The following is a 26,837-nucleotide window of genomic DNA, read 5'->3' on the forward strand; positions in this document are numbered from 1 at the left end:
TATCGCCAGAACCAGAAAATTTAGGACGAGGGAATACGACATGAAGAACAAGATTTCGGCGCTCCTGCTCGGCACCGCGATGGTGCTGTCCGCCGCAAGCGTCGCCTCCGCCCAGGAAAAGCTCGACAAGACGGTCAAGATCGGCGCGCTGTCGGATCAGTCCGGCCTCTACGCCGATCTCGCCGGCCCCGGCTCGACGCTGGCGGCGCAGATGGCGATCGAGGACTCCGGCCTCAAGGCCAAGGGCTGGACCATCGACCTGATCTCCGGCGATCACCAGAACAAGCCCGATATCGGCACCACCATCGCCCGCCAGTGGTTCGACGTCGACAAGGTCGACACCATCGTCGACGTGCCGAATTCCGGCGTCGCGCTCGCGGTCAACAACGTCGTGAAGGAAAAGAACGGCGTCTACATCAATTCGGGCGCCGCGACTTCGGATCTCACCAACGCGCAGTGCTCGCCGAATACCGTGCACTGGACCTACGACACCTACATGCTCGCCCACGCCACCGGCCAGGCGCTGGTGAAGGCGGGCGGGGACACCTGGTTCTTCCTCACCGCGGATTACGCGTTCGGCGCCGCGCTCGAGCGCGACACCACGTCCGTCGTCACCGCCAATGGCGGCAAGGTGGTCGGCGGCGTCAAGCATCCGCTCAACACCGCCGACTTCTCCTCCTTCCTGCTGCAGGCGCAGGCCTCCAAGGCCAAGATCATCGGTCTCGCCAATGCCGGCGGCGACACCACCAACTCGATCAAGCAGGCGGCCGAGTTCGGCATCGTCAAGGGCGGCCAGAAGCTCGCGGCGCTGCTGCTGTTCCTCACCGACGTCAAGGCGATCGGGCTCGAGACCGCGCAGGGCCTCAACTTCACCGAGACGTTCTACTGGGACCTCAACGACAAGACCCGCGCCTTCTCCAAGCGCTTCTCGGAGCGGATGAAGAACAGCGCGCCGCCGACCATGGTGCAGGCCGGCGTCTATGCGGGCCTCATGCATTACTTCAAGGCGCTGGAAGCGCTCGGCGGCAATCCGCATGACGGCGCCAAGGTGGTCGCGAAGATGAAGACGATCCCGACCGACGATCCGTTGTTCGGCAAGGGCGAGGTCGAGGCCAACGGCCGCGTCACCCACGACGCCTACCTGTTCGAAGTGAAGAAGCCCTCGGAGTCCAAGGGACCGTGGGACTTCTACAAGCTGGTCGGCACCGTGCCGGGCAACCAGGCCTTCACGCCGCTCGACAAGAGCACCTGCGCGCTTCTGAAGAAGTGACGATCATGCCCGCCGGCCATGCGCGTGGCCGGCGGGCTTCATCTATCTAGCGAAAGCTCATTCGATGCAGGCTCTCTACGCACAGCTTCTGGTGGGACTGATCAACGGCTCGTTCTACGCGCTGCTCAGTCTGGGGCTCGCCGTCATCTTCGGCATGCTCAACATCATCAATTTCGCGCATGGCGCGCTCTACATGATGGGCGCCTTCGTGGCGTATTTCCTGCTCAACCTGGGCGGCATCAATTACTGGTGGGCGCTGATCATCGCACCCGTCGTGGTCGGCATCTTCGGCATGATCCTCGAGCGGACCATGCTGCAATGGCTGACCGGCCTCGATCATCTCTACGGATTGCTGCTGACCTTCGGCATCGCGCTGATCGTGCAGGGCGTGTTCCAGAACTATTTCGGCTCCTCGGGCCTGCCTTACTCGATCCCCGATCAGCTCAAGGGCGGCGTCAATCTCGGCTTCATGTTCCTGCCGATCTATCGTGGCTGGGTCGTCATCTTCTCGCTCGTGGTGTGCCTTGCGACCTGGTTCCTGATCGAGAAGACGCAGCTCGGCGCCTACCTGCGCGCCGCGACCGAGAACCCGACGCTGGTGCGCGCGTTCGGCATCAACGTGCCGCGCATGATCACGCTGACCTACGGGCTCGGCGTCGGTCTTGCCGCGCTTGCCGGCGTGCTGTCGGCGCCGATCAACCAGGTCCGTCCGCTGATGGGCGCCGATCTCATCATTGTGGTGTTCGCGGTGGTCGTGATCGGCGGCATGGGCTCGATCATGGGCTCGATCATCACCGGATTCGCGCTCGGCGTGATCGAGGGACTGACCAAGTATTTTTATCCCGAGGCCTCCAACACCGTGGTGTTTGTCCTGATGGTGGTGGTGTTGCTGGTGAAGCCAACGGGACTGACGGGACGGGCGGCTTGATATGTCAGCATTGACCGACGATACACTTCCGATCACGCCGCGCGCGATGCGCGACGAGATGATCGTATTCGCCGCGATGGCGCTGCTGCTGGCGATCGTGCCGTGGACGGGGATCTATCCGTTCTTCGTCATGCAGGCGCTGTGCTTCGCGCTGCTCGCCTGCGCCTTCAACCTCCTGATCGGCTATGGCGGCCTGCTGTCGTTCGGCCACGCGATGTTCCTCGGCACCGCCGGCTACGTCTCGGCCCACGCGCTGAAGGTGTGGGGGCTGACGCCGGAGCTCGGCATCCTGGTCGGCACCGCGGCCGCGGCCTTGCTCGGCCTGGTCACCGGCTACATCTCGATCAAGCGGCAGGGCATCTATTTCTCGATGATCACGCTGGCGCTGTCGCAGCTGCTTTACTTCCTCTATTTGCAGGCGCCGTTCACCCATGGTGAAGACGGCATCCAGGGCATTCCGCAAGGCCACCTGCTCGGCATCTTCGATCTCTCGAAGCCGCTGGTGCTTTACTATGTGGTGCTGGTCGGCTTCCTCGCCGGGTTCCTGCTGATCTACCGCACCATCAACTCGCCGTTCGGCGAGGTGCTGAAGTCGATCCGCGAAAACGAGCCGCGGGCGATTTCGCTTGGCTACAAGACCGACCAGTACAAGCTGCTCGCCTTCATCCTGTCGGGCACGCTGGCGGGCTTTGCCGGCTCGCTGAAGGTGTTCGTGGCGCAGAATGCCTCGCTCACCGACGTGCACTGGTCGATGTCCGGTGAAATCGTGCTGATGACGCTGGTCGGCGGTCTCGGCACCATCTTCGGCCCGGTGGTCGGCGCCTTCGTGATCATCGCCATGCAGCAATATCTCGCGGGTTTCGGCCAGTGGGTGACGGTGATCCAGGGCGTGATCTTCGTGGCCTGCGTGCTGCTGTTCCGGCGTGGCCTGGTCGGTGAGCTGGCCCATTTGTTGCGGCGGTCGCTGTAGGGCAGGTCCCGGCGACTTTCGGCCGACATAGCGGTGGACGACCGCCCGCTCGGGCGGTCGATCCCGATGCTTTCCCCGCCAGATGCTCTATGACAGTTCTGTGACAGTCGCTAAAAGGGCTGTCCCGGAATGATGGAACTGAGACATGCTGCGCTGGTTTCGCGCCTTCCTGCCCAAGGAAGAGCGGTTTTTCGACCTGTTCGCCCGACACGCCCGGACCTCCGTGCAATGCGCATTGGCGTTGCAGGACATGCTGAAGGGCGGGGAGGAGACTCCGGTCTTTTGCCAGCGCGTCAATCAGTTCGAGAACGACGCCGATAGCGTCACCCGCGAGGTCCTGACCGCGGTTCGCCGCACCTTCATCACCCCGTTCGATCGTGGCGATATCAAGAACCTGATCACCTCGATGGACGACGCGGTCGACCAGATGCAGGCGACCGCAAAGGCGGTCATGCTGTTCGAGGTGCGCGAGTTCGAGCCGCCGATGCGCGAGATGGGCGGCCTGATCGTCGAATGCGCCAATCTGGTCGGCCGCGCGCTGCCCCTGTTGCAGTCGATCGGCCACAACGTCTCGATGCTGACCCAGATCACCGAGGAACTGACCAAGCTCGAGGGCCGGGTCGACGATCTCCAGGATATCGGGCTCAAGGAGCTGTTCCTGAAGCACCGCGACGCCAACACGATGGACTACATCGTCGGCGCGGAGATCTACGACCATCTCGAGAAAGTGGCCGACCGTTTCGACGACGTCGCCAACGAGATCAACTCGATCGTGATCGAGCAAGTGTAGAGCGGGGCATCACGTGGACGCCACGCTGGGTCTTCCAATTCTGACCATCCTGATCGCGGTCGCGCTGCTGTTCGATTTCCTGAACGGCCTGCACGATGCCGCGAACTCGATCGCGACCATCGTCTCGACCCGCGTGCTGCGGCCGCAGTATGCGGTGTTCTGGGCGGCGTTCTTCAACTTCGTCGCGTTCCTGGTGTTCGGCCTGCACGTTGCCAACACGATCGGCACCGGGATCATCGAGCCGTCGGTGGTGGATGCGACCGTGATCTTCGCAGCATTGGTCGGCGCGATCGTCTGGAACGTGATCACCTGGGCGCTGGGCATTCCGTCGTCGAGCTCGCACGCGCTGATCGGCGGCCTGGTCGGCGCCGGCATGGCGAAGGCGGGGATTTCGGCGGCGGTGTGGAGCGGGCTCTCCAAGACCTTGCTCGCGATCGTGCTGTCGCCGCTGGTCGGCTTCCTGCTGGCGCTGGTGCTGGTCGCGATCGTGTCCTGGCTCTCGGTGCGCTCGACGCCGTTCGCGGTCGATCGCGCATTCCGCATCCTGCAATTCGCCTCGGCGTCGCTCTATTCGCTCGGCCATGGCGGCAACGACGCGCAAAAGACCATGGGCATCATCGCCGTGCTGCTCTATTCGCAGGGCCATCTCGGCGACACCTTCGAAATTCCGTTCTGGGTGGTGCTGGCCTGCCAGGGCGCGATGGCGCTGGGTACCCTGATGGGGGGCTGGCGGATCGTCCGCACCATGGGGCTGCGGATCACCAAGCTGACGCCGATGCAGGGTTTCTGCGCCGAAACCGGCGGCGCCGTGACGCTGTTCATGGCGACCTATCTCGGGGTTCCCGTATCGACCACGCACACCATCACCGGCGCCATCGTCGGCGTCGGCGCCGCACGGCGGCTCTCCGCCGTGCGCTGGAATGTGGCGAGCTCGATCGTCTACGCCTGGGTGATCACGATCCCGGCGTCGGCCGCGGTCGCAGCCGCGAGCTATTGGGCGGTGCAGATTCTGAAGTAGCGTTTTGAGCGAAGTGGAAGCCGGTTCGCGTTAAGAAAACGCGTCTCAAAAAGGAGCAATCAGCCAACCAGCTTCAGCCCGACGATGCCGGCAACGATCAGTCCGATGCTGGCAAGCCGCATCGCGGTCGCGGGTTCGCCGAGCAGGATGATGCCGAGCGCCGCGGTGCCGACCGCGCCGATCTCCCGGTCCAGACCGCATAGGCGGTTCCAATCGGCAGCGTCTTGAGCGCGAGGCCGAGCAGGATGACGCTGCCGGCCATCGCCGCCAGCGTCAGCACCGACGGCACCAGCCGCGAGAAACCTTCGGTATATTTCAGCCCGATCGCCCAGCCGATCTCGAGCAGGCCAGCGGTGAACAGAATGGTCCAAGCCATCACGAACCCTCCAGATAAGGCAGGGTCGTCCCCGCGAACGGTATGGTGAGGAGAAGGTCGTCCTTCCGGTGCCTATATGGGGATGGTGCGGGCGTTCCGCATTGCGACAAAACGCCCTTGATTGCGCCCGTTTTCCCTGCCAAATGCCCCGCCATGTCCGACATTTCAGTTTCAGCCGAATCGCCGTCCCGCTCGCCGCTTTCTGAGGAAGTGGCGCGACGGCGCACCTTTGCGATCATCTCGCACCCGGACGCCGGCAAGACCACGCTGACGGAAAAGCTGCTGCTGTTCGGCGGCGCCATCAACCTTGCGGGCCAGGTCAAGGCCAAGGGCGAGCGGCGCAACACGCGCTCGGACTGGATGAAGATCGAGCGCGAGCGCGGCATCTCGGTCGTCACCTCGGTGATGACCTTCGAGTTCAACGACCTCGTGTTCAATCTCTTGGACACGCCGGGCCACGAGGACTTTTCGGAAGATACCTATCGCACGCTGACCGCGGTCGACTCCGCCGTGATGGTGATCGACGCCGCGAAAGGCATCGAGGCGCGCACGCGAAAGCTGTTCGAGGTGTGCCGGCTGCGTGACATCCCGATCATCACCTTCATTAACAAGATGGACCGCGAGAGCCGCGACACGTTCGAGCTTCTGGACGAGATCGAGAAGACGCTGGCGCTCGACACCACGCCGATGACCTGGCCGGTCGGCCGCGGCCGCGACTTCCTCGGCACCTATGACGTCGTCAATGGCGGCGTGCGGCTGCTCGAGGGCGGCGGCGCCAAGACCGGCGCCACGGAGCAGATCGATATCGCCGATCTCGGCAAGCGCAACCCCAATCTCGACGTCGCCGAGGTCAAGGACGAGCTCGCGCTGGCGTCGGAAGCCTGCAAGCCGTTCGAGCTCGCGGCGTTCCGCGAGGGCCACCTGACGCCGGTCTATTTCGGCAGCGCGCTGCGCAATTTCGGCGTCGGCGATTTGCTGGAAGGCCTCGGCAAGTTCGCGCCAGCGCCGCGCGCGCAGGACTCGGATTTGCGCAAGGTCGAGGCATCGGAGCCGCGCATGAGCGCGTTCGTGTTCAAGATCCAGGCCAACATGGATCCGAACCACCGCGACCGCATCGCCTTCGCCCGGCTGTGCTCGGGCAAGCTCAGCCGCGGCATGAAGGCCAAGCTGGTGCGCACCGGCAAGAACATGAGCCTGTCGAGCCCGCAGTTCTTTTTCGCGCAGGACCGCTCGGTCGCCGACGAGGCCTTTGCCGGCGACGTCGTCGGCATTCCGAACCACGGCACGCTCAGGATCGGCGACACCCTGACCGAGGGCGAGGATCTGACCTTCGTCGGCGTGCCGAGCTTCGCGCCGGAAATCGTCCGCCGCGTTCGGCTGACCGATGCGATGAAGGCGAAGAAGCTGAAGGAAGCCTTGCAGCAGATGTCGGAGGAGGGCGTCGTGCAGGTGTTCCGCCCGCGCGACGGCGCGCCCGCGCTGGTCGGCGTGGTCGGCCCGCTGCAGCTCGACGTGCTGAAGGCGCGGCTCGATGCGGAATATTCGCTGCCGGTCGAGTTCGAGATCTCTGAATTCTCGCTGGCGCGCTGGATATCGTCCGACGACCGCAAGCAGCTTGACGCCTTCATCTCCGCCAACAATTCCGGCATCGCCGACGACGTCGACGGCGATCCCGTGTTCATGGCCAAGAACGAGTTCTATCTCGGCTACACCCGGGAGCGCGCGGAGGGCATCACCTTCTCCAACGTCAAGGACGTGAAGAAGAAGGCGTAGTGGCGCTTGCTCCTGTGTCGTCCCCCGGGAAGGCGGGGGGGCCCGGTACGCCGCGGCTTCTCCGTCATTCGCTACGGTTCTCGGCGGGGAGGTGACTGCCCAAAAAGTCGATCAAGCTCTGCGGCGCGTTAGCGCCGTAGCACAACTCGAGGAGTTCCGCCGCATCAGCGGCTTCGGACGCGCTGCGGGGAAACAGTTCCTCTTCATAGGCGGCGAGCGCGGCCTCGACATTGCCGGGGTTGGCGACGATCGCCGCTGCTAGTTCGGCGCCATCGTGCATTGCGAGATTGGCGCCTTCGCCCGATGGAACCATCAGATGCGCTGCATCGCCGAGCAGCGTGACGCCGGGCACGCGGTCCCATTGATGCGCGACCGGAAGCGCATGGATGAGGCGCAGCACCGGCGCCGTCTCGCCGTCGGTGATCAGCGCGGTCAGCGCCCGGGCCCAGCCATCGAATTCCTCGGCGACGCGGGCGAGGGCGCTCGTAGGGTTGGAGAAGTCGAGGTTGGCAAACCATTCCTCAGGCTTGGTCAGCGCCACATAGGTGTGCAGCACGCCGTTCGGCTCACGATGCGCGGCGATGCCCTTTCCCGGCGCCAGCGCGAACATCGCGCCGCCGCCAACCGCTTCCGCGCTCGCTCGGTGACGGACATCGGCGTCGAACAGATATGTCTCGATGAACGAAGTGCCGACATAGGCCGGCTTGTCTGCGGAGAGAAGCGATCGCACGCGCGACCAGGCACCGTCGGCGCCGACCAGAAGCTCAGTCGTCACCGTCGTGCCGTCGGCAAAGCTCAATAGGTGCCTTCCACCGCCGAGCGGAGTGGCCGCGGTGACCTTAGATCCCCAATGCACCGTGCCCTCGGGCAGCGAGTTGAGCAGGATCCGACGTAGCTCGCCTCGGGGTACCTCGGGGCGCCCGCCCGTGCCGTCATCTGGATGATGCAGCAGGACATTGCCTTGGGTATCGAGCGCGCGGGTTTCCTGGCCGCCGGGGTGGATCAGCTCGCGGAACTCCTCAAAGAGGCCTGCGGCCTTCAGCGCGCGTTGGCCGTTGTGCTCATGGATATCGAGCATGCCGCCCTGCGTTCGTGCCTCTGCGGAGGCTTCCGCTTCGTAGACGATCGTTGCGATCCCGTGGACGTGGAGGACGCGGGCAAGCGTCAGGCCGCCGAGGCCGGCACCGACGATCGTGACGGGAGATTTCATGCGGAGTCCTTCCGGCGCGGAGACTGAAAGTTATGGAACGTCGTTCCATATACTTGGAATGCCGTTCCAGACGTGTCAAGATGCGGCATGGTCAAGAAGGCGCGCAGCAGCCAGCGACGCGAGGACTCGCTCTCGCGGGATCGCATCATCGAGGCTTCGATCGAACTCCTGGACGAAAGCGGCGAGGACGGTCTGACGTTCCGCGCCCTGTCCGAACGGCTCGCGACCGGTCCCGGCGCGATCTACTGGCATATCGCCAACAAGAGTGATCTGCTGGTCGCCGCCTGCGACGCCATTGTCGCGCGCATGGTGGATGCGCACGCGATCAGCGGATCGCCGAAGGCCACCATTCGCGCCCTTGCGCTCGGCATGTTCGACGCAATGGAGGCGCATGCGTGGGTCGGGACAGCGCTGATCCGTGCCGCCGGGCAGTTGCCGACCGTGCGCGTTCTGGAGTGCATCGGCCAGCAGGTTCGCGCGCTTGGCGTGGCTGCCGACACGCAGTGGACGATCGTCTCGGTCCTGCTGAACTACATCCTTGGCGTCGGTGGCCAGAACGCAGCCAACGCGCAGTTCGCGCGGACGCATGGCCTGGACCGATCGAGCTTCCTGGATGCGGTGGCGACCGACTGGTCCGCGCTCGACGCAAGCGACTACCCGTTTGCACGCAGCGTGGCCGGCGCGATGCGGGACCACGACGACCGTGTCGACTATCTCGCCGGCATCGATCTCATCCTCGCCGGTATCAAGGGGACACGAACCGGCCGAACCTAGGTTTTAGTATTGACAAGCGCGAGGAATTGAACGCCGCCCCGCTTGATGCGGTCCGGCCGCGGACCCATTTTCTCCGGAGTGCAATCCGGGTCCGCCTGCATGCTCCGACGCGTCGCCATCTGCCTCGCTTTTGCCGTGCCGGCCTTTGCGCTCGCGAGCGCGGCCTCTGCGCAGCAGCGGCAACAAACCAACCCGGCGCCCTTCGCACACACGCCTTGCAGCGTGCTCGACGAAGGGCCTTGCATCCCGTCCTATTGCAGCGTGTTCAACCACGGGCCATGCCTGCCCGAGATGGATTATCCGTACGGCGAAAATCTCCAGCTCACGATCCTGACCGTGCCACCGCAGGATCAGGCCGAGAAGTACCGCAAGCCGGATCATGATCTCAATACCATCGGCGATCTGTTCGCCGCGCTGCGCGCCTGCTGGGCGCCGCCACCGCCGGACGACGCGCGCGCGGGCATGCAGATGTCGGTGCGATTCAGCTTCAAACGATCGGGCGAGATGATCGGCGCGCCGCGCCTGACGTTTTCGACGCGGGGCATCCCGGCCGACACCCGCACCACCTACCTCAACGCGATCAACGCCTCGCTGGATGCCTGCCTGCCGCTGAAATTCACCGGCGGATTGGGCGGCGCGCTGGCCGGCCGGCCGATCATGATCCGCTATGTCGACAACCGGGAGCTGGCCAAATCGGCCAACAAGCCGTGAGACACGTCATTCCGGGGCGCGCTGGAAGCGCGAACCCGGAATCCCGGGATTGGCTTGCGCGCCCGGCAACCTCGAGATTCCGGGTCTGGCCCTGCGGGCCATCCCGGAATGACGGAGTCGTGGCGTGACGCATTGCCACCCGCCCGGCGAAGGTGATACGCGAAGGCATTAATTCGATCAGGGGAGGAACATCGTGGGACTGCTCGTCATGATCCTGGGTCTCGTGCTGTTCCTCGGCGTCCATGTGCTGTCAAGCCTGCGCGAGATGCGCGCCGGCCTGATCAAGGCGATGGGCGAGGGCGGCTACAAGATCGCCTATTCGCTCGCCTCCGCGGCCGGGCTCGTGCTGATCATCTGGGGCTTTGCGCATTATCGCGCGAGCGGATGGATCGACGTCTGGACCCCGCCGACAGCGTTCAAGCACATCACGGTGGCGCTGATGCTGCCCGCCGTCATCCTCGTCGTCGCCTCCTATATCCGCGGCCGCATCTACACCACGCTGAAGCATCCGATGCTCGCCGGCGTGAAGCTGTGGGCGTTCGCGCATCTGCTCGCCAACGGCGACCTCGGCTCGATCATCCTGTTCGGCTCGTTTCTCGGCTGGGCGGTCTATGACCGCATCTCGCTGAAGCGCCGCACGGATGCCGGCGCGCCGCCGATTCCGGTGGGCGGCCCAACCAACGACCTGATCGCGATCGCGGTCGGTGTCATCGTCTATCTGGCGCTGGCGTTTGCGTTCCACCCGGTCGTGATCGGCGTGCCTGTCATGGGAGCCTGACTATGTCTGTTCAATCCGCCATCAAGCGCAAGACCGCGCCCGATCTCCGCGCCCGCAAGAACGGCGAGCCGATCGTGATGCTGACGTCCTATCATGCGCACACCGCGGCGCTGGTCGACCGTCATTGCGACGCCATCCTGGTCGGCGATTCCCTCGGCAACGTCATGCACGGCTTCGAGACCACGGTGCCGGTCACGCTCGACATGATGATCCTGCAGGGCCGCGCGGTGATGCGCGGCTCGCAAGCTGCGCTCGTCGTGGTGGATATGCCGTTCGGCTCCTATGAGGGCTCGAAGGAGCAGGCGTTTCAATCCGCGGTGCGGATCATGAAGGAGACGCTGTGCGGCGCGGTCAAGCTCGAGGGCGGCGCGCGGATGGCGGAGACGGTGGCGTTCCTGTCCGAGCGCGGCATTCCGGTGATGGGCCATATCGGCCTGACGCCGCAGTCGATCAACACGCTCGGCTCGTTCCGCGCGCAGGGCCGCGAGGAGGAGACCTGGGCGCCGATCGAGAACGACGCCAGGGCGATTGCGGAAGCCGGCGCCTTCTCGATCGTGGTCGAGGCGGTCGCCGAGCCGCTGGCGCGCAAGATCACGCAGTCGATCGCGGTGCCGACCATCGGCATCGGCGCCAGCGCGGCCTGCGACGGCCAGGTGCTGGTGCTGGAGGACATGCTCGGCCTGTCGCCGCGGGCGCCGAAATTCGTGCGCCGCTACGGCAATCTCGGTCCAATGATCGAGGAGGCGATCGCGGGCTATGCGCGCGACGTGAAGAGCCGCGCCTTCCCGGGGCCGGAGCACGTCTACGGCATGAAGAAGAGCTGACGGGGCGCGCATGGACTGGTCGCAGCACGCAATTCCACCGATGCGGCTTGAGCCGCGGTTCGGCGACCGCGTCGTGCCGGCTTTCCCGGAGCGGCCGGGCAGCCTGTGGGGGATGATCGCTGACGCCGTCGCGCAGAACGGCGACGGCGAGGCGCTGGTCTGCGGCGCGACGCGCCTGAGCTGGCGCGAGGTCGCAGAGAAATCGGCCAAGGTCGCGGCGGGCTTTGCAAACCTCGGCCTTGCGCCCGGCGACCGCGTCGCGATCCTGCTCGGCAACCGGATCGAATTCGTGCTGACGATGTTTGCCGCCGCGCATGCCGGGCTGGTCACGGTGCTGCTCTCGACGCGCCAGCAGAAGCCCGAGATCGCCTATGTGCTGAATGATTGCGGTGCGACGCTGCTGGTCCATGAGGCCACGCTTGCCGACCGCATCCCTGATGCGGCCGACGTTCCCGGCCTCAAGCATCGCATCTCGGTCAGCGATGACGGCGCATCGCAATTCGCTGGTCTCGCCGACAACGCTGCGGCCCAGGCGCCGGCGGAGGTGAGGGAAGAGGACACCGCGATGATCCTCTACACCTCGGGCACCACGGGCCGGCCGAAGGGCGCCATGCTCGCCCATTGCAACATCATCCACTCCTCGATGGTGTTCGTGTCGTGCCTGAAGCTGACCAAGTCGGATCGCTCGATCGCCGCGGTGCCGCTCGCGCATGTCACCGGCGCGGTCGCCAACATCACCACCATGGCACGCTGCGCCGGCGCGCTGATCATCATGCCGGAGTTCAAGGCCTCGGAATATCTGAAGGTCGCGGCGCGCGAGCGCGTCAGCTACACGGTGATGGTGCCGGCGATGTATAATCTCTGCCTGATGCAGCCGGATTTCGACAGCTACGATCTGTCGAGCTGGCGGATCGGCGGCTTCGGCGGCGCGCCGATGCCGGTCGCAACCATCGAAAAACTCGACGCCAAGATTCCCGGGCTGAAGCTTGCGAATTGCTACGGCGCGACCGAGACCACGTCGCCCTCGACGCTGATGCCGGGCGAACTGACCGCCGCCCATATCGACAGCGTCGGCCTGCCGTGCCCCGGTGCCGAGATCATCGTGATGGGCGCTGACGGCCGCGAACTGCCGCGCGGCGGGATCGGCGAGCTCTGGATCCGCAGCGCCTCGGTCATCAAGGGTTACTGGAACAATCCAAAGGCGACAGCCGAGAGTTTTACGGCCGGCTTCTGGCATTCCGGCGATCTCGGCTCGATCGACGCGGCAAACTTCGTCCGTGTGTTCGATCGCCAGAAGGACATGATCAACCGCGGCGGCCTGAAGATCTATTCCGCCGAGGTCGAGTCTGTTCTGGCCGGCCATCCCGCCGTGGTCGAGAGCGCGATCATCGCCAAGCCGTGCCCGGTGCTCGGCGAGCGCGTGCACGCCGTGATCGTGACCCGCACCGACGTGAATGCGGAGAGCCTGCGCGCCTGGTGCGCCGAGCGGCTCTCGGACTACAAGGTGCCGGAGACAGTGGCGCTGACAGCAGAGCCGCTGCCGCGCAACGCCAACGGCAAGGTGATCAAGCGCCAGATCAGGGAGAGCCTGTCCGCGATAGGCGCGTAGCGCGGCGTGGACGTACCATCCGCGAATTCGGTGCACCGCTCCCGCTTGCGGGGGTCGAGACAGCGAAGCTCGCTCTTAGGTCGGCACGTGCAGCGCGGGCTGGGGGCCTGTTGCGGCAAGTCGCAAACGTCCCCCGTTAACGCTTTGATCCACCTCGCTTTGCCTTGCCTCCGCCACACCATTAGGGTAACGCCGCCGCGATGTGGGGATCGGGTAGGGCTGGGCCCCACCGATAGCAGCGGTCCCGAGGGGATGGGATAGCCTTAAGTGTCTGAATTATTTGACGAAGTCGACGAGGAAGTCCGTCGCGATCAGCTCAAGAAGCTGTGGGACAAGTACTCGCTCTTTATCATCGCCCTGGCGATCCTGATCGTTGCGGGCGTCGGTGGCTGGCGCGGCTACCAGTATCTTGAGGCCAAGAAGGCCGCCGAGGCCGGTGCGGCGTTCGACCGTGCCGTCGAATTGTCCGATCAGAACAAGCACGCCGAGGCCGAGGCTGCGTTCGCCGCTCTCATCACCAAGGCACCGTCCGGCTACCGCAATCTGGCGCGGCTGCGCATGGCCGCCGAGGTCGCGACCCGCGATCAGCCGGCTGCCGCGAAGCTCTATGACGAGATCGCAGCCGACCGCAGCGTCGGCGGTCCCGAGCACGACTTGGCGCGGATCCGTGCCGCGCAGCTCGCGATGGAAACCACCACCTATCCGAACATGCTGCAACGGCTCGAGGCCACGGCAACGGCGAAGGACTCGACGTTCCGTCACTCAGCCCGCGAGCTGCTGGCGCTGTCGGCCTGGCGCGCCAACGATGCCACCGCCGCGCGGCAGTGGCTCGACCAGATTGCCAATGACGGCGAGACGCCGCCGAGCCTGCGCTCGCGTGCCGAAGCGCTGCAGGCCTTGTTGCCGCCGGTCGCGAAAAGCTGACTTGGCGCGAAACCCGAGTTTGAGTGAGAGATCGACCATGCGCCGCTCGCAACGCCTGATCGCAGCCGCAGTTCTGACAGCGCTTTGCAGCGTGCTGGCGGGGTGCGGCGGTGGCGGCATGTCCAATTTCGATCCGAGCGACCTGCTCGACTTCCTCGATTCCAAGAAGAAGCTACAGGGCGACCGCAAGCCCGTATTCCCCGAAGGCGTGCCCGGCCTGGAGCAGGGCGTGCCGAAGGAATTGTACAAGGGCTCGCAGCAGGAACAGCTCGATCAGCAGAACGCCGCGGCAGCCGCCGCTGCCCAGCCGGCCCCGCCGCCGGAGCCGCCGAAGGGCGCCAAGAAGCACGCCAAGGGTAGCGCAGCGCCGGCCGCGGATCAGGCGGCTGCTCCCGATGCCGCAGCCGAGGAGGGCGCGCCCGCCGCGCTGCCGCCGGAGCCGAAGCCGAAGAAGATCGTCCGCCGCCGCACCACCGCGCCACCCGCCGACGATCAGCAGGCGCAGCCTGCAGCGCCGGCTCAGCAGACCCAGACCACGCAACAATCCGGCGGCGCCTTCCCCGCACCGCTACCGAGCGGCGGATTTTCACGCTAATTGCGAGCGGGATTCTACCTCGCCCCGCCTGCGGGGAGAGGTCGGAATTCAAGCACAGCTTGAATTCCGGGTGAGGGGGAGTTTCAACCCTCTCCCCGTAAGAGCGGGGAGAGGGAGAAGATGCTCCATCATTTGCTTCGACCGCTCCCCATTCCTGCTGTAGTTCTTTCCAGCACCTTGACCCGCGGACAACAGACCGCGCCTGGATGATCCATGCCTTTCACCATCGCCATTATCGGCCGGCCCAATGTCGGAAAGTCGACGCTGTTCAACCGGCTGGTCGGCCAGAAGCTCGCGCTGGTCGACGACGAGCCCGGCGTGACGCGTGACCGTCGCGAGGGCCAGGCCAGGCTCTACGACCTCGACTTCACCATCATCGACACCGCAGGTCTGGACGAAGGCGCCAAGGGTTCGCTGACGGCGCGGATGCAGGAGCAGACCGAAACCGCGATCGAACTCGCCGACGCCCTGATGTTCGTGATCGACGCCCGCGTCGGCCTGACGCCGACCGACCGAGCCTTCGCCGACTTCGCGCGAAAAGCCAACAAGCCGGTGGTGCTGGTCGCCAACAAGGCCGAGGGCAAGCATGGCGAGATCGGCGCGATGGAATCCTACGCGCTCGGGCTCGGCGATCCCGTCCAGATCTCGGCCGAGCATGGCGAGGGCATGGGTGACCTCCACGAGGCGCTGAGCGCGCTGGTGCCGGAGACGCCGGAGGAAGACGACGAGCTTGAGGACGATGAGGAGATCTCGGAGGAGGAGGCCGCGCAGCGCCCGATCCGCGTCGCCATCGTTGGCCGGCCGAATGCCGGCAAGTCGACGCTGATCAACCATCTGCTCGGCGAGGAGCGGCTGCTGACCAGCCCCGAGGCCGGCACCACGCGCGATTCCATCGCGGTCGAGATCACCTGGCAGGGCCGCCAGTTCCGGGTGTTCGACACCGCCGGCCTGCGCCGCCGATCGCGGATCGAGGAGAAACTGGAGAAGCTCTCGGTCGCCGACGCGTTGCGCGCGGTGCGCTTTGCCGAAGTCGTCGTGATGATGATGGACGCGCAGAACAAGTTCGAGGAGCAGGACCTGCGCATCGCCGACCTGATCGAGCGCGAAGGCCGCGCCATCGTGCTCGCGGTCAACAAATGGGACCTGGTCGAGCGCAAGCCCAACCAGATCTCGCAACTGCGCACCGATGCCGACCACTGGCTGCCGCAGGTCAAGGGCGCGCCGATCGTGGCCGTCTCCGGCCTGATGGGCGAGGGCATCGACCGCCTGATGACGGCGATCCAGGAGGCCTACGCGGTCTGGAACCGGCGCTTGCCGACCTCGGCGCTCAATCGCTGGTTCGAGCAGGCGATCCAGGCCAACCCGCCGCCGGCGGTCTCGGGCCGCAGGCTGAAGCTGAACTACATCACGCAAGTGAAAGCGCGCCCGCCGAGCTTCGTGCTGTTCTGCTCGCGCGCCGATGCGATCCCGCGATCCTATCTGCGCTACCTCATCAACTCGCTGCGCGAGACGTTCGATCTGCCGGGCACGCCGATCCGGATCACGCTGCGCGAGAAGGCCAATCCGTTCGCCCACAAGCGCAAACGCCCGTCGTGAGCGAAAGGTCGGGGGGTGACACGGTTGCTGTAGCGCAACCGCGCAGCGGCGCGGTGATCTTCATCTTCATCACGTTGCTGCTCGACATGCTTGCGCTCGGGATCATCATCCCGATCCTGCCGAAGCTGATCGAAGGCTTCGTCAACAACGACACCGCAAATGCGGCGCGCATCTTCGGTGTGTTCGGCTCGATCTGGGCCTTGATGCAGTTCGTCTGCTCGCCGATCCTCGGCGCGCTGTCCGATCGCTTCGGCCGCCGGCCGGTGGTGCTGCTGTCGAATTTCGGCCTTGCCGCGGACTATGTGCTGATGGCGCTGGCGCCGAACCTGATCTGGCTGTTCATCGGTCGGGCGATCTCGGGCATCACCTCGTCGAGCATCTCGACCGTGTTCGCCTATATCGCCGACGTCACTGCGCCGGAGCAGCGCGCCGCGATGTTCGGCAAGATCGGCGTTGCCTTCGGCGCCGGCTTCATCCTCGGACCGGCGCTCGGCGGGCTGCTCGGCGAGATCGACCCGCGGCTGCCGTTCTGGGCGGCGGCGGGTTTGAGCTTCGTCAACGGGCTGTATGGCCTGTTCATCCTGCCGGAATCGCTGCCCGTGGAGCGGCGCGCGCCGTTCAAATGGAAGAGCGCCAATCCGATCGGCGCGCTGCATTTCCTGCGCTCGAACCGGACGCTCGCCGGCCTGTCGCTGGCGACGTTCTTCGGCCAGCTCGCGCATGTCGTGCTGCCCTCGGTGTTCGTGCTCTACGCCACCTATCGCTATGGCTGGGACACCGGCACCGTCGGCGCGACGCTGGCGCTGGTCGGGCTCTGCGGCATGATCGTGCAGGGCGCGGCGATCGGCCCGATCGTGCAGCGCCTCGGCGAGCGCAACGCGCTGTTCCTCGGCCTCGTCTGCGGCGCCCTGGGCTTCGTGATCTTCGGCGCCGCGCCGACCGGCCAGCTGTTCTGGATCGGCATTCCCGTGATGGCGCTGTGGGGCCTCTCGGGCGCTGCGACGCAGGCGCTGACGACGCAGCTCGTCGCCGCCGATCAACAGGGCCAGTTGCAGGGCGCGACTTCAAGCGTGCAGAGCATGTCGGAATTGATCGGCCCGTTCCTGTTCACGCTGACGTTTGCGTATTTCATCGGCGACAACGTGCCGGTGAAGATGCCCGGCGCGCCGTTCTATCTGGCCGGCGCGCTGCTGCTGCTCGCGCTCGCCATCGCGTGGCGCGCGACAGCGGCGAAGCAAGCCTAGGGCGGGCAAGCCGCCGACGGATCCACCACGAGACGTTCTATTCCGTCGCCGGCACCGAATGGTGCTCGTGCGTGACGCGCCACGCGCCGTCGACCTTGCGGAATCCGATCGTCAGCCTGAACTGGAACGCGGCATCAGGCGGGCCGCACCGCATCACCGCGACCGCGAAGGCCACATCATTGCCGGCCGTGATCGCGATCTCCTCGATGTCGAAGGCGTAGGAGGGGCGGTGATACCTGAAGAACAAGTCCCACGTCTTCCGGTACTCATCCAATCCGCGTGACTGCAATGGCGGCGGAACGTCGAACATCACGATGTCCGGATCGTGATGGGCGAAAATGCCCGGATAGTCCTGCCTGCGGACGGCGTCCGTCCAGGCATCGATGAGCGTCCTGATTTCGGTTTCCGCCGTCTGTTTCTGGTGTGTCATCGCTCGCGTACCTCCGAGTGCTGGCTGATGCTTCGAGGACGAATGCGAGCGCGCCGATCCGACACGATGATGCGTCCGGCCGCACCTGCCGGGTTGCGTCATATTGTCCATTTGCAAACCATCCGGTTGGTTTGTATAAGAACTGATACCAGTTGGAGACGCGCGCCTCGCTCCGGGGGCGCTCTGCCAGGAGCAGCATGGTGACCGACGAGGCCGTTGATATCTGCGATGAGTTGACCCGCTTCAGCGCCGCGCAGGCGGCGCTGCTGACGTCGCGCGGCGTTGTCTACCTGACCGACCTGAAGCTCGATGGCGGCAGGCACGGGACAATCGTCGCCGCCAGTTATGCCGAGGCGCAGGCCATCGCCCGCGCACGCGGTCGAGGGGAACGGGTCGTCGGCCGAATGGCCTACGGCTTCCTTCATGGCCTGCTGCAGAAGGTTCGCTTGTGTGCGTGAGCGATCGGATAGCTTGATGACCGATTCCTAAATTGATGCGTCTTCCGACGGCGACACCGCCATTCCGGGGACGCCGTTCGCGCTGCCTCGCAGATCAGATGCAGCGCTTGAGATTGACCGAAGCCGCTGAGATACTGTGATCTCAAGCGACTCCTTCCTGAGTACACCATGGACAATCCTTCCCGCTCGGAACGCTCCCGCAACGCCGCACTCGACGCCGCGATCACCATCGTGACGCGCGACGGTCCGGGGCGCCTGACGCTGGACGCGATCGCGCGCGAGAGCGGTCTCAGCAAGGGCGGCGTGATGCATCAGTTCCGCACCAAGGAAGCGGTGCTGCGCGCCTTGCTTGAGCAGCAGATGGCGCATTTCGAGGAATTCTCGAACCGCTACATCGAAAAGGTACGCGGGACCACGGACCAGCCCGAACTGTCGGCGCAGATCGCGACGCTCCGGGAGGCGATCTCAACGCCGCGGGCAGGGGCGTTCGCACTGCTGGCGGCGATGAACGAGAACCCCGAATTGATGGCGATGCCGCGCGATGTCGACATCAAGAAGGTCGCGCTGATGAAGGCCGAGGCGAGCGATCCCGATCTCGCGCTGCTGCGCTGGGCGGCGGCGCGGGGGCTGCTGCTCAGTTCGTTGTTCGGCATGTTGTCGCTGACCGAGGCGGAGCGGGATCGCCTGTTCGAGCGCTTGCTCGACGACAGCAAGTGGACCGCGATGGAGCAGGGCGCGACGGAGGCAGTAAAGCCAGCCAAGGCGACGGCGGCGCGCACGGCATCTTCGCCTCCGGCCGGCGCGCGCGCGGCAAAGCCGGCATCGGCGCGCAAGCGCGGCTGAATTTCCGGCGCTGCCGAAAGCACAACGCCGCCCAAGCGGAATATGGATCGCTTGGCGGCGTTGGATCGGCACCGGGCCCCTGAAATCCCCCGGCGATTTCTGCCGTACCACACGAGATGTCGCGGGTTTGTGACAACGCGCGGCCGCCATTCGCGAAGCCGCCTCGCCAGCCAACACGACATTTCGACCGCCGCATTTTTCTGACGCGTTTCCTGCGATTGCAACTTTACAAACCAACTGGTCGGTTTTATAGTTGATCGTACTGAGGCAAGATCTGGCGGCGCCGCGACGGCGAGCTAGGTCGGCAGTGACGGCCGCAGCCGTACTTTCAGCCCCGGACGCGGCTGCGGCCGAGCTGCTCTTCCGCTTTAGGGTCGGATGAGGAGGTTGGAATGGAGAGCTCGATCGCCGCGCGCGGTCTGGGAGCGATGGCGCTTTGCGTCCTCGCGGGAGGATGTGCCGCCGTCACGCCGGTGGCCTATTCGGAGGTGGCATCGTCGGCCTACATGACGCCGGATACGTCTGATTCTTCGGGACGTGTGCCGTATCGCTATGCGCCGCCGGTCGACTGGCGCAGCTACAACAAGGTGGTGATCGATCCGGTCGTGATTTATCGCGGCGCGGATCATCAGTTCGGCGACATGTCCGAGAAGGACAAGCAGACGCTCGCCGCCTACATGCAGACCCGCTTTGCCGACAAGCTGCGCGGCCGCTTCACGCTGGTGAACACGCGCGGGCCGAACACGTTCCGCCTGCGGCTGACGCTGACCGGCGCGGTCACCAACACGCCGGTGCTCGGCACGCTGTCGCGTTTCGACCTGGCAGGCGCGGTCTACAACGGCGTGCAGGCCGCGCGCGACGGCGAGGGAACGATGACTGGCTCCGTCATCTATGCCGTCGAGATGTTCGACAGCTCGACCTCGCGCCTGCTCGGCGCCTATGTCAGCAAGCAATATCCCAATGCCTACGACATCAAGGCCAGCGTCGGCGATCTCGCCGCGGCCACCGCTGGCATCGACAAGGGCGCTGATGCTTTCATAGCGCAATTGAAGTGAGGCGCGCCGCGCGCGTCCGCAAACCATCCCGACACTGAAAGGTCCCTTACCATGAACTTTCTGGTTCGCATGTTTCTGCGCAGCCTCGTCGCTGCCTTGCTGATGAGCTCGACCGGCCGCGCCGAAACGATCGCCCCGGCCGATCCCAGCGGCACCTGGCTGACCGAAGACGGCCGCGCACGCATCCGCCTCGAGCGATGCGGCACGGCGCGTGACCGCGTCTGCGGCTTCATCGTGTGGATGAAGGATCCGCTCGATTCACACGGCCAGCCGCTCCGCGACAGCTTCAATCCCGATCCCGACAGGCGGACGCGTGCGCTGCTCGGCCATCAGCTGATCCTCGGATTGAAGCTGACGCCGGAGGGCAGGTTCGACGGCGACATCTACAACGCCGAGGACGGCAAGTCCTATGCGGTCTCGCTGTGGCGCGACAAGTCCGACCGGCTGAAGCTCAAGGGATGCCTGCTCAAGCTGCTGTGCCAGACCCAGACCTGGACGCAGACGCTGGACGTGCAGCCGGGCCAGCTCGTCGGCCTGACCGGCGATGTCGGCGGCCCCCGTGCCGACAGGGAATCGGCATCGTTGCCGCCGCCCGTCAAGGCGAAGTCGGCGGCGAAGTAAGAAGATGCAAAAAGTCATTCCGGGGCGATGCGCAGCATCGAACCCGGAATCTCGAGAGTCCCCGATGCGCAATTGCGCATCTGAGGTTCGCGCGTTGCGCGCCCCCGGAATGACCGCTACGCGGTCACTTCTTCAGCAGCGGACAGTCGCTGGCCTCAAGCGGCTTCGCGGCGTCCTCCGGTGCGATCGTGGCGATCAGCTTGTAATAGTCCCAGGGATATTTGGACTCTTCGGGCTTCTTCACCTCGAACAGATAGGCCGGAATCAGGCGCCGGCCGTCGGCGCGCAGCGGGCCCTTGCCGAACAGCGGATCGTCGGTCGGCAATTCCTTCATCTTGGCGACGACCTTGGCGCCGTCATGCGGATTGCCGCCGAGCGCTTCCATTGCCTTGAGATAGTGCAGCACCATCGCGTAGTTGCCCGCCTGGGTCATCGACGGCATCGCGTTTTTGTTGGCCAAAGCGGAGAACCGCTTCGACCAGGCGCGGGTCTGGTCGTTCATGTCCCAGTAGAAGGACTCCGTGAACGTCAGGCCTTGCGCGGTCTTCAACCCGAGCGAATGCACGTCGTTGATGAACAGCAACAGCGCCGCGAGCTTTTGGCCGCCGGAAACGATGCCGAATTCAGCCGCCTGCTTGATCGCGTTGGTGGTGTCGCCGCCGGCATTGGCGAGGCCGACCACCTTGGCCTTGGACGATTGTGCCTGCAGCAGGAACGAGGAGAAATCGGCGGTGTTGATCGGATGCTTGACGCTTCCGAGCACCTTGCCGCCATTGGCGTTGACGACCGCGGTGGTGTCGCGCTCGAGCGCGTGGCCGAATGCATAATCGGCCGTCAGGAAGAACCAGGTGTCGCCGCCGGCCTTCGTCAGGGCCTTGCCGGTGCCGTTGGCCAGCATGTAGGTGTCGTAGGTATATGAAATCGTGTTCGGCGTGCAGGCCTTGCCGGTGAGGTCGGCGGTCGCCGCGCCCGAATTCAGCAGGACGATGTTCTTTTCCTTGACGAGATTGTTGACCGCAAGCGCCACGCCGGAGTTCGGCGTGTCGGCGATCGCATCGACCTTCTCGTTGTCGACCCATTGCCGAGCGATGTTGACGCCGACGTCGGGCTTGTTCTGGTGGTCGCCACTGAGGACGTCGATCTTCCAGCCCTTCTTGAGCAGGCCGGAATCCTCGACGGCCATCTTGATCGCGACCACCGAGTTCGGGCCGCCGATGTCGGCATAGAGGCTCGACATATCGTTGAGCACGCCGATCTTGACGGTCTTGTCCTGCGCGAACGCAGAAGTTGAAAGGCCGAGTGCGGCGCAAGCAAGAAGCGCGGCGCAGCGCCGCGCAAACGTCGTTGTCATGAAATTCCCTCCACTGTCTAAAGCCCGGGCAGCCCTCTTGCGGAGCCTTTTTGCCGGTCGCTCAAGTTCCCGCTTACCCTTTCCCGGGGGACGCGGCAATCCGCCTAAAGCCGGGTGGGCCTGCGTCGAAGCGTCATCCGGTGAAACCCTTACTTGAGCGCGTCGGAGGTCAGCTTGAATTTCTGGATCCTTTTTCCGGTGTCGACCTCGGCGGTATAGACGTTGCCCTTGGCGTCGACCGCGAGCGCGTGCACCCAGTGGAATTGCCCGGCGTTGCGGCCGTTGCGGCCGAAGTTGCCGACCACCGCGCCGTCGTCACGCCTGATGACGCGGATCTCGTTGTTCTCGCCGTCGGCGGAGAGTAGGTAGGTCTGCTTGGGATCGGGCCACAGCGCGATGTCCCACACCGCGCCGTTGCCGAGCGTGCTCTTCTCGAAGAAGAACTCCTTCACGAAGCCGCCGTCCTTCCTGAACACCTGGATGCGGTTGTTGATGCGGTCGCAGACATAGACCAGTCCGTCATTGGCGATCTTCACGCAGTGCACGGGATTGCCGAACTGTTGCGCGACCTGCGCCTTCGGATCGTAGGGCGGCTGCTTGGCGTCATCGGGCTTGTTGCCATAGGCGCCCCAGTGCCGCTTGTAGGCGCCGGTGGTGGCATCGAACACGATGACGCGCCGGTTGCCGTAACCGTCGGCGACGTAGATCTCGTTGGCCTCCTTGTCGATCGCGGTCTCGGCGGGCTTGCCGAGCTGCGTGGTGTCGTTCGACCCCTTGCTCGGTGCGATCGAGCCGATCTGTGAGACGAACTTGCCGTCGAGGGTGAACTTGAGGATCGCATTGTCATTGTCGGCGTTGCCGCCGATCCAGACGAAGCCGCGCTCGTCGACCTCGATGCCGTGCTCGCGGCCAACCCACTCATAGCCGTCACCCGGACCGCCCCAGGACCGCAGCAGATTGCCGTCAGCGTCGAATTCGAGCACCGGCGGCGCCGAGACGCAGCATTTCGAGCGAGGCGGATTGAGGCTCGCGCCCTTCTCGTCGTCGGTCAGCGAGCGCGGCCGGTGAATCATCCAGATGTGGCCCTGCCAATCCACCGTGATGCCGCCGACCTGGCCGAGGATCCAGTTGTTCGGCAGCGGCTTTGGCCATGATGCATCCACGGTGAAGGTCGGGATGTCGCCGGCTTTCGCGGGGGTTGGTGTAGCGAAGAGGGCTGATGATGCGATGCAGGCGGAGAGAAACAATCCGGACAGAATGGAGCGCGCGCGATTGAACGTCGGCGTCATTGGTTGCCTCCCGAGATTTTTCTTGGCGGTCGTCCCGCTGGGGAGCGTAGTCAATCGTGGGGATGCGAGCGAGTCAATCGCAAGGAGGTGCGTAGCCCGGATGGAGCGAAGCGAAATCCGGGGCCGGTTTCTCCGCGTAGAGATTATCCCGGATTGCGCTTCGCTCCATCCGGGCTACGGGAGAGAGAGCCGCGCTCACGCCGGCGGCTGGAAGCTGCGCAGCGTGCGCGCCTTGTAGTCGTAGAGCTTGCCGGTCTCGGTCCATGCGGGCAAACACATCGGCACGATGAATTCGGCGGCCATGTCGGGCGTATCCAGCGTCATCGGGTCTTCGCCGGGAAACACCTGCGCGCGCATCCGGGTGCGGATCGGGCCGGGGCTGAACAGGTTGACGCGGAGCTTTGTGTTGGCGGTCTCGTTGGCCCAGGAGCGCACCAGTGCCTCCAGCGCGGCCTTCGAGGCCGCATAGGGGCCGAGATAGGCGTTGGCCTTGTGGGCCACGCCCGACGTCACGAACACCGCGCGGCCGGCGTCGGATTGCCGCAGCAGCGGGTCCATGCAGCGGATCAGCTGGAAATTGGCGGTGACGTTGATCGCGAACACGTCGTTCCATGGCTTCAGCTCGATATGGCCGAGCGGCGACGACGGCCCTGCGGTGCCGGCATTGCCGACCAGGATATCGAGCTTGCCGTGGCGCTCATGCAGCGCGAGGCCGAGCCGCGCGATGCCGTCGTAATCGGTGAGCGAGAGCGGCACCAGGGTGGCGCTGCCACCCGCCTTGCGGATCTCGTCGTCGAGCTCTTCCAGCCCGCCTTGCGTGCGCGCCACCGCCACGACATGCGCGCCGGCCTTGGCCAGTGCGACCGCGGTCGCAAAGCCGATGCCGCGCGAGGCGCCGGTCACGAGGGCGATACGGGAGGCGAGGGGTGTTGTCATGGAAGGGACTCTAACAAATCGTCGTCCCTGCGAAAGCAGGGACCCATACGCCGTGACGGCGGTAATGGAAGTTCGTGTCTAACACTGTCGCCAGCCAGATAGGCCGGTGGTTATGGGTCCCTGCTTTCGCAGGGACGACAGCGCGGATGTGGCTAGCTCGCCTCCGCCAGCAGCGAGAGCTGGCGCGGCGGGGCCTCGGTTTCGCTCTGGTCGGTGAGGTGGGTCGGGTAGGCGCCGGTGAAGCAATGGTCGGCGAATCTCGGATTTGCCGGGTCGCGCCCCTCATAGCCCATCGCGCGGTACATGCCGTCGATCGACAGGAAGGCGAGCGAGTCGGCGCCGATGATGTCGCGCATCTCCTCGAGCGAATGGGTCGCGGCGAGCAGGCCGCCGCGGTCCGGCAGGTCGATGCCGTAATAGTCGGGATAGAGGATCGGCGGCGAGGCGAGGCGGAAATGCACCTCGCGGGCGCCCGCATCGCGCATCATGCGCACGATCTTCTTCGAGGTGGTGCCGCGAACCAGACTGTCGTCGATCAGGATGATGCGCTTGCCTTCGATCGCGGCGCGGTTGGCCGAATGCTTCATGCGCACGCCGAGCTCGCGCACGCTCTGGGTCGGCTGGATGAAGGTGCGGCCGACATAGTGGTTGCGGATGATGCCGAGCTCGAACGGCACGCCGGAATACTGGCTGTAGCCGACCGCGGCGGGCACGCCGGAATCCGGCACCGGCACCACGACGTCGACCTCGGGATGGCTCTCGCGCGCCAGCTGGGCGCCAAATGCCTTGCGCACGTCGTAGACCGAACGGCCGCCGACGATCGAGTCCGGGCGCGCGAAATAGATGTATTCGAAGATGCAGGGCCGGGCCGGCTTCGGCGGGAACGGCTTGTGGCTGTGAGCCCCTCGCTCGTCGAACACGATGATCTCGCCGGGCTCGATGTCGCGGACGTATTTCGCGCCGATCATGTCGAGCGCGCAGGTCTCCGAGGTCAGGATCGGACAGCCGTCGAGATCGCCGAGCACCAGCGGGCGGATGCCGAGCGGGTCGCGCGCGCCGACCAGCTTCTTGTTGGTCAGCGCGACCAGCGCATAGGCGCCCTCAATGGTGCGCAGCGCCTCGATGAAGCGGTCGATGAAGCGGGTGCGCTTGGACTGCGCCACGAGATGCAGGATCACCTCGGTGTCGGTGGTCGACTGCATCATGGCGCCGCCCTTGACCAGCTCGCGGCGCAAGGTCAGGCCATTGGTGAGGTTGCCGTTGTGGCCGACCGCAAATCCGCCGGCGCTGAGCTCGGCGAACAGTGGCTGCACGTTGCGCAGGATGGTGCCGCCGGTGGTGGAGTAGCGGACATGGCCGACCGCGGCGTTGCCCGGCAAGCGCTCGATCACCTCGCGGCGGGAGAAGGCGTCGCCGACCAGGCCGAGGCGGCGTTCACTGTGGAAGCGGCTGCCGTCGAAGGAGACGATGCCGGCGGCTTCCTGGCCGCGGTGTTGCAGGGCGTGCAGGCCGAGCGCGGTGATCGCGGCGGCCTCGGGATGGCCGAAGATGCCGAACACACCGCATTCCTCGCGGAGCGTGTCGCCATCGAGGTCGGGGTGGTATCTGAGAGGGTCTTGCAGTTCGATCGGGCCGAGGTCGAGATCCATTTGGTCGGTATGATCCGAAGGGGTCTGCATCTCGTTCATCGCCTCTCGTAAGGGCCCAAATAGTTTATCGGCCCGCGGGTTTCTCGATCAGCTTCTTCAAGCTGTCACGCGCAGGTTTGCTATAGCCATCACCCGACGCCGGCGTCGCCTGATCATTGGTATCGGCCGCAGAATCGTCGTCTGGCTTATTCTTCTTGAACTTCTTTAAGATGGTGTTCTCGGGGTCGTCAGGCAAGAGCGACATCAGCCAATCCCCGGTTCCCTGCAGCACCACGCGGGACTTCGCCCCGGTCACCCAATCGGGCCGCTGCTTGTCCGGAACCAGCCAGGTGAAGAACATGAACGCCACGACCACGATCAGGAGGCCGCGGGCGAGCCCGAACAGGAAGCCGAGGGTGCGGTCGAGCGCACCGATCCGGGAATCCAGGATCATGTCCGAGATCCGCACCGTGACGATCGAGACCACGATCAGCGTGCCGATGAAGACGCCGGCCACCACGACGACGGCCGCGACCGTGTCGTTGTTGAAGTAGGTCTTGGCGGTCGGCAAAAGCTTCGAGAACGCATACAGCGTGACCAGCGCGGCGGCGCCCCAGGCCGCGATCGACAGGATCTCGCGCATGAAGCCGCGCACCATCGCGAGCAGGCCCGAAATCAGCATCACGCCGAGCAGGACGAGATCAAGTATCGTTATGGGCATCGGCTGGTCAGGTCCGCTGGTACGTTTCTGTACGCTGTTAAGGGCTTACGTTGTTAAGGGCCTACGCTGCTAAGTGCTCTCGCGAATCGGCGAAGTCGGTGCCGTCCTAACTGAG

The 26,837-nt window shown here is 65.1% G+C and carries 26 protein-coding genes and 1 pseudogene; 19 read left to right on the plus strand and 8 right to left on the minus strand.

What is annotated here, in order from left to right; all coding sequences use genetic code 11:
• Positions 1-40: 40 nt before the first annotated feature.
• From ACVIHF_RS12685 to ACVIHF_RS12705, 5 genes are all read left to right on the plus strand, one after another.
• Positions 41-1,270: an ABC transporter substrate-binding protein gene (locus ACVIHF_RS12685; RefSeq protein ID WP_253608945.1), complete on the plus strand. Its 1,230-nt coding sequence runs from the start codon at positions 41-43 to the stop codon at positions 1,268-1,270.
• 64 nt (positions 1,271-1,334) lie between these two features.
• Positions 1,335-2,198, plus strand: a complete 864-nt coding sequence (locus ACVIHF_RS12690; protein ID WP_016839880.1) for a branched-chain amino acid ABC transporter permease — start codon at positions 1,335-1,337, stop codon at positions 2,196-2,198.
• A 1-nt stretch (position 2,199) separates the two neighbouring features.
• Positions 2,200-3,168, plus strand: a complete 969-nt coding sequence (locus ACVIHF_RS12695) for a branched-chain amino acid ABC transporter permease (RefSeq protein ID WP_057019845.1) — start codon at positions 2,200-2,202, stop codon at positions 3,166-3,168.
• A 145-nt stretch (positions 3,169-3,313) separates the two neighbouring features.
• Entirely contained in the window at positions 3,314-3,958 is a 645-nt protein-coding gene (locus ACVIHF_RS12700) for a DUF47 domain-containing protein (protein WP_057019846.1), read from the plus strand.
• A gap of 13 nt (positions 3,959-3,971) precedes the next feature.
• Positions 3,972-4,976 carry an inorganic phosphate transporter gene (locus ACVIHF_RS12705; RefSeq protein WP_092088304.1) on the plus strand — a complete coding sequence of 335 codons (1,005 nt, stop codon included), beginning with the start codon at positions 3,972-3,974 and terminating at the stop codon, positions 4,974-4,976.
• A 59-nt stretch (positions 4,977-5,035) separates the two neighbouring features.
• Here ACVIHF_RS12705 and sugE read toward each other — a convergent pair.
• Positions 5,036-5,352 (minus strand): annotated as a pseudogene (gene sugE / locus ACVIHF_RS12710) (quaternary ammonium compound efflux SMR transporter SugE).
• A gap of 153 nt (positions 5,353-5,505) precedes the next feature.
• Here sugE and ACVIHF_RS12715 point away from each other — a divergent pair.
• Positions 5,506-7,125, plus strand: coding sequence for a peptide chain release factor 3 (locus ACVIHF_RS12715; protein WP_028335130.1), 1,620 nt, complete (start codon positions 5,506-5,508; stop codon positions 7,123-7,125).
• A 64-nt stretch (positions 7,126-7,189) separates the two neighbouring features.
• Here the strand turns inward: ACVIHF_RS12715 and ACVIHF_RS12720 are convergent, their stop codons facing one another.
• Positions 7,190-8,335, minus strand: a complete 1,146-nt coding sequence (locus ACVIHF_RS12720; protein WP_456780682.1) for an FAD-dependent oxidoreductase — start codon at positions 8,333-8,335, stop codon at positions 7,190-7,192.
• Positions 8,336-8,422: 87 nt separating this feature from the next.
• Here ACVIHF_RS12720 and ACVIHF_RS12725 point away from each other — a divergent pair, with 87 nt between their 5' ends.
• The 9 genes from ACVIHF_RS12725 (at position 8,423) to ACVIHF_RS12765 (ending at position 17,390) form a co-directional block, all read left to right on the plus strand.
• Positions 8,423-9,109, plus strand: coding sequence for a TetR/AcrR family transcriptional regulator (locus ACVIHF_RS12725; RefSeq protein ID WP_253608943.1), 687 nt, complete (start codon positions 8,423-8,425; stop codon positions 9,107-9,109).
• A 99-nt stretch (positions 9,110-9,208) separates the two neighbouring features.
• On the plus strand, positions 9,209-9,820 hold the full coding sequence (locus tag ACVIHF_RS12730; protein ID WP_225159105.1) for a hypothetical protein: 612 nt from the start codon (positions 9,209-9,211) through the stop codon (positions 9,818-9,820).
• A 193-nt stretch (positions 9,821-10,013) separates the two neighbouring features.
• The gene (locus tag ACVIHF_RS12735) at positions 10,014-10,598 is read left to right on the plus strand and encodes an NnrU family protein (protein ID WP_092088328.1); all 585 of its coding nucleotides are present in this window, start codon (positions 10,014-10,016) and stop codon (positions 10,596-10,598) included.
• A 2-nt stretch (positions 10,599-10,600) separates the two neighbouring features.
• Positions 10,601-11,422, plus strand: a complete 822-nt coding sequence (gene panB / locus ACVIHF_RS12740) for a 3-methyl-2-oxobutanoate hydroxymethyltransferase (protein WP_016839889.1) — start codon at positions 10,601-10,603, stop codon at positions 11,420-11,422.
• 10 nt (positions 11,423-11,432) lie between these two features.
• Complete coding sequence (locus ACVIHF_RS12745) at positions 11,433-13,031, plus strand: class I adenylate-forming enzyme family protein (RefSeq protein ID WP_456780681.1); 1,599 nt, start codon at positions 11,433-11,435, stop codon at positions 13,029-13,031.
• Between the two features lie 267 nt (positions 13,032-13,298).
• Entirely contained in the window at positions 13,299-13,955 is a 657-nt protein-coding gene (locus ACVIHF_RS12750; RefSeq protein ID WP_456780680.1) for a tetratricopeptide repeat protein, read from the plus strand.
• Between the two features lie 37 nt (positions 13,956-13,992).
• Positions 13,993-14,550, plus strand: coding sequence for a hypothetical protein (locus ACVIHF_RS12755; RefSeq protein WP_225159102.1), 558 nt, complete (start codon positions 13,993-13,995; stop codon positions 14,548-14,550).
• 213 nt (positions 14,551-14,763) lie between these two features.
• The gene (gene der / locus ACVIHF_RS12760; protein ID WP_456780679.1) at positions 14,764-16,146 is read left to right on the plus strand and encodes a ribosome biogenesis GTPase Der; all 1,383 of its coding nucleotides are present in this window, start codon (positions 14,764-14,766) and stop codon (positions 16,144-16,146) included.
• Positions 16,143-17,390, plus strand: a complete 1,248-nt coding sequence (locus ACVIHF_RS12765) for an MFS transporter (RefSeq protein WP_456792157.1) — start codon at positions 16,143-16,145, stop codon at positions 17,388-17,390. Before der ends, ACVIHF_RS12765 begins: the two co-directional genes overlap by 4 nt.
• A 37-nt stretch (positions 17,391-17,427) precedes the next feature.
• On the opposite strand, the gene ACVIHF_RS12770 is transcribed toward ACVIHF_RS12765, so the two are convergent.
• Positions 17,428-17,820 (minus strand): nuclear transport factor 2 family protein, encoded by a 393-nt coding sequence (locus ACVIHF_RS12770; RefSeq protein ID WP_456780677.1) that lies wholly within the window; start codon positions 17,818-17,820, stop codon positions 17,428-17,430.
• A gap of 197 nt (positions 17,821-18,017) precedes the next feature.
• On the opposite strand from ACVIHF_RS12770, the gene ACVIHF_RS12775 reads away from it, so the two are divergent.
• The 4 genes from ACVIHF_RS12775 to ACVIHF_RS12790 all read left to right on the plus strand — a co-directional run bounded on the left by ACVIHF_RS12775 (position 18,018) and on the right by ACVIHF_RS12790 (position 20,797).
• Positions 18,018-18,278, plus strand: a complete 261-nt coding sequence (locus ACVIHF_RS12775) for a hypothetical protein (protein ID WP_456792158.1) — start codon at positions 18,018-18,020, stop codon at positions 18,276-18,278.
• 168 nt (positions 18,279-18,446) lie between these two features.
• Positions 18,447-19,121: a TetR/AcrR family transcriptional regulator gene (locus tag ACVIHF_RS12780; RefSeq protein ID WP_456780675.1), complete on the plus strand. Its 675-nt coding sequence runs from the start codon at positions 18,447-18,449 to the stop codon at positions 19,119-19,121.
• A gap of 392 nt (positions 19,122-19,513) precedes the next feature.
• Positions 19,514-20,176, plus strand: a complete 663-nt coding sequence (locus tag ACVIHF_RS12785; RefSeq protein WP_456780674.1) for a DUF3313 domain-containing protein — start codon at positions 19,514-19,516, stop codon at positions 20,174-20,176.
• A 51-nt stretch (positions 20,177-20,227) separates the two neighbouring features.
• Positions 20,228-20,797, plus strand: coding sequence for a DUF2147 domain-containing protein (locus ACVIHF_RS12790; RefSeq protein WP_456780673.1), 570 nt, complete (start codon positions 20,228-20,230; stop codon positions 20,795-20,797).
• A 124-nt stretch (positions 20,798-20,921) separates the two neighbouring features.
• Here the strand turns inward: ACVIHF_RS12790 and ACVIHF_RS12795 are convergent, their stop codons facing one another.
• The 5 genes from ACVIHF_RS12795 to ACVIHF_RS12815 form a co-directional block, all read right to left on the minus strand.
• Entirely contained in the window at positions 20,922-22,148 is a 1,227-nt protein-coding gene (locus ACVIHF_RS12795; RefSeq protein WP_456780672.1) for an ABC transporter substrate-binding protein, read from the minus strand.
• Positions 22,149-22,297: 149 nt separating this feature from the next.
• Positions 22,298-23,437, minus strand: coding sequence for a hypothetical protein (locus ACVIHF_RS12800; RefSeq protein WP_456780671.1), 1,140 nt, complete (start codon positions 23,435-23,437; stop codon positions 22,298-22,300).
• 195 nt (positions 23,438-23,632) lie between these two features.
• Positions 23,633-24,373: an SDR family NAD(P)-dependent oxidoreductase gene (locus ACVIHF_RS12805; protein WP_456780670.1), complete on the minus strand. Its 741-nt coding sequence runs from the start codon at positions 24,371-24,373 to the stop codon at positions 23,633-23,635.
• Between the two features lie 152 nt (positions 24,374-24,525).
• On the minus strand, positions 24,526-26,052 hold the full coding sequence (gene purF / locus ACVIHF_RS12810; protein WP_456781918.1) for an amidophosphoribosyltransferase: 1,527 nt from the start codon (positions 26,050-26,052) through the stop codon (positions 24,526-24,528).
• Between the two features lie 34 nt (positions 26,053-26,086).
• Positions 26,087-26,722 (minus strand): CvpA family protein, encoded by a 636-nt coding sequence (locus tag ACVIHF_RS12815; protein ID WP_026192677.1) that lies wholly within the window; start codon positions 26,720-26,722, stop codon positions 26,087-26,089.
• Positions 26,723-26,837: the final 115 nt, after the last annotated feature.

This window comes from Bradyrhizobium sp. USDA 4506, from assembly GCF_054058795.1.

Bases quoted from the DNA above. Each gene is read 5' to 3' on its own strand.
- ACVIHF_RS12770 (WP_456780677.1), bottom strand. From the start codon at position 17,820: ATGACACACCAGAAACAGACGGCGGAAACCGAAATCAGGACGCTCATC.
- ACVIHF_RS12700 (WP_057019846.1), top strand. From the start codon at position 3,314: ATGCTGCGCTGGTTTCGCGCCTTCCTGCCCAAGGAAGAGCGGTTTTTC.
- ACVIHF_RS12695 (WP_057019845.1), top strand. From the start codon at position 2,200: ATGTCAGCATTGACCGACGATACACTTCCGATCACGCCGCGCGCGATG.
- ACVIHF_RS12715 (WP_028335130.1), top strand. From the start codon at position 5,506: ATGTCCGACATTTCAGTTTCAGCCGAATCGCCGTCCCGCTCGCCGCTT.
- ACVIHF_RS12730 (WP_225159105.1), top strand. From the start codon at position 9,209: ATGCTCCGACGCGTCGCCATCTGCCTCGCTTTTGCCGTGCCGGCCTTT.
- ACVIHF_RS12785 (WP_456780674.1), top strand. From the start codon at position 19,514: ATGGAGAGCTCGATCGCCGCGCGCGGTCTGGGAGCGATGGCGCTTTGC.
- ACVIHF_RS12815 (WP_026192677.1), bottom strand. From the start codon at position 26,722: ATGCCCATAACGATACTTGATCTCGTCCTGCTCGGCGTGATGCTGATT.
- ACVIHF_RS12685 (WP_253608945.1), top strand. From the start codon at position 41: ATGAAGAACAAGATTTCGGCGCTCCTGCTCGGCACCGCGATGGTGCTG.
- panB (WP_016839889.1), top strand. From the start codon at position 10,601: ATGTCTGTTCAATCCGCCATCAAGCGCAAGACCGCGCCCGATCTCCGC.
- ACVIHF_RS12775 (WP_456792158.1), top strand. From the start codon at position 18,018: ATGGTGACCGACGAGGCCGTTGATATCTGCGATGAGTTGACCCGCTTC.
- ACVIHF_RS12800 (WP_456780671.1), bottom strand. From the start codon at position 23,437: ATGACGCCGACGTTCAATCGCGCGCGCTCCATTCTGTCCGGATTGTTT.
- ACVIHF_RS12780 (WP_456780675.1), top strand. From the start codon at position 18,447: ATGGACAATCCTTCCCGCTCGGAACGCTCCCGCAACGCCGCACTCGAC.
- ACVIHF_RS12805 (WP_456780670.1), bottom strand. From the start codon at position 24,373: ATGACAACACCCCTCGCCTCCCGTATCGCCCTCGTGACCGGCGCCTCG.
- purF (WP_456781918.1), bottom strand. From the start codon at position 26,052: ATGCAGACCCCTTCGGATCATACCGACCAAATGGATCTCGACCTCGGC.
- ACVIHF_RS12745 (WP_456780681.1), top strand. From the start codon at position 11,433: ATGGACTGGTCGCAGCACGCAATTCCACCGATGCGGCTTGAGCCGCGG.
- ACVIHF_RS12720 (WP_456780682.1), bottom strand. From the start codon at position 8,335: ATGAAATCTCCCGTCACGATCGTCGGTGCCGGCCTCGGCGGCCTGACG.
- der (WP_456780679.1), top strand. From the start codon at position 14,764: ATGCCTTTCACCATCGCCATTATCGGCCGGCCCAATGTCGGAAAGTCG.
- ACVIHF_RS12755 (WP_225159102.1), top strand. From the start codon at position 13,993: ATGCGCCGCTCGCAACGCCTGATCGCAGCCGCAGTTCTGACAGCGCTT.
- ACVIHF_RS12725 (WP_253608943.1), top strand. From the start codon at position 8,423: ATGGTCAAGAAGGCGCGCAGCAGCCAGCGACGCGAGGACTCGCTCTCG.
- ACVIHF_RS12790 (WP_456780673.1), top strand. From the start codon at position 20,228: ATGAACTTTCTGGTTCGCATGTTTCTGCGCAGCCTCGTCGCTGCCTTG.
- ACVIHF_RS12690 (WP_016839880.1), top strand. From the start codon at position 1,335: ATGCAGGCTCTCTACGCACAGCTTCTGGTGGGACTGATCAACGGCTCG.
- ACVIHF_RS12795 (WP_456780672.1), bottom strand. From the start codon at position 22,148: ATGACAACGACGTTTGCGCGGCGCTGCGCCGCGCTTCTTGCTTGCGCC.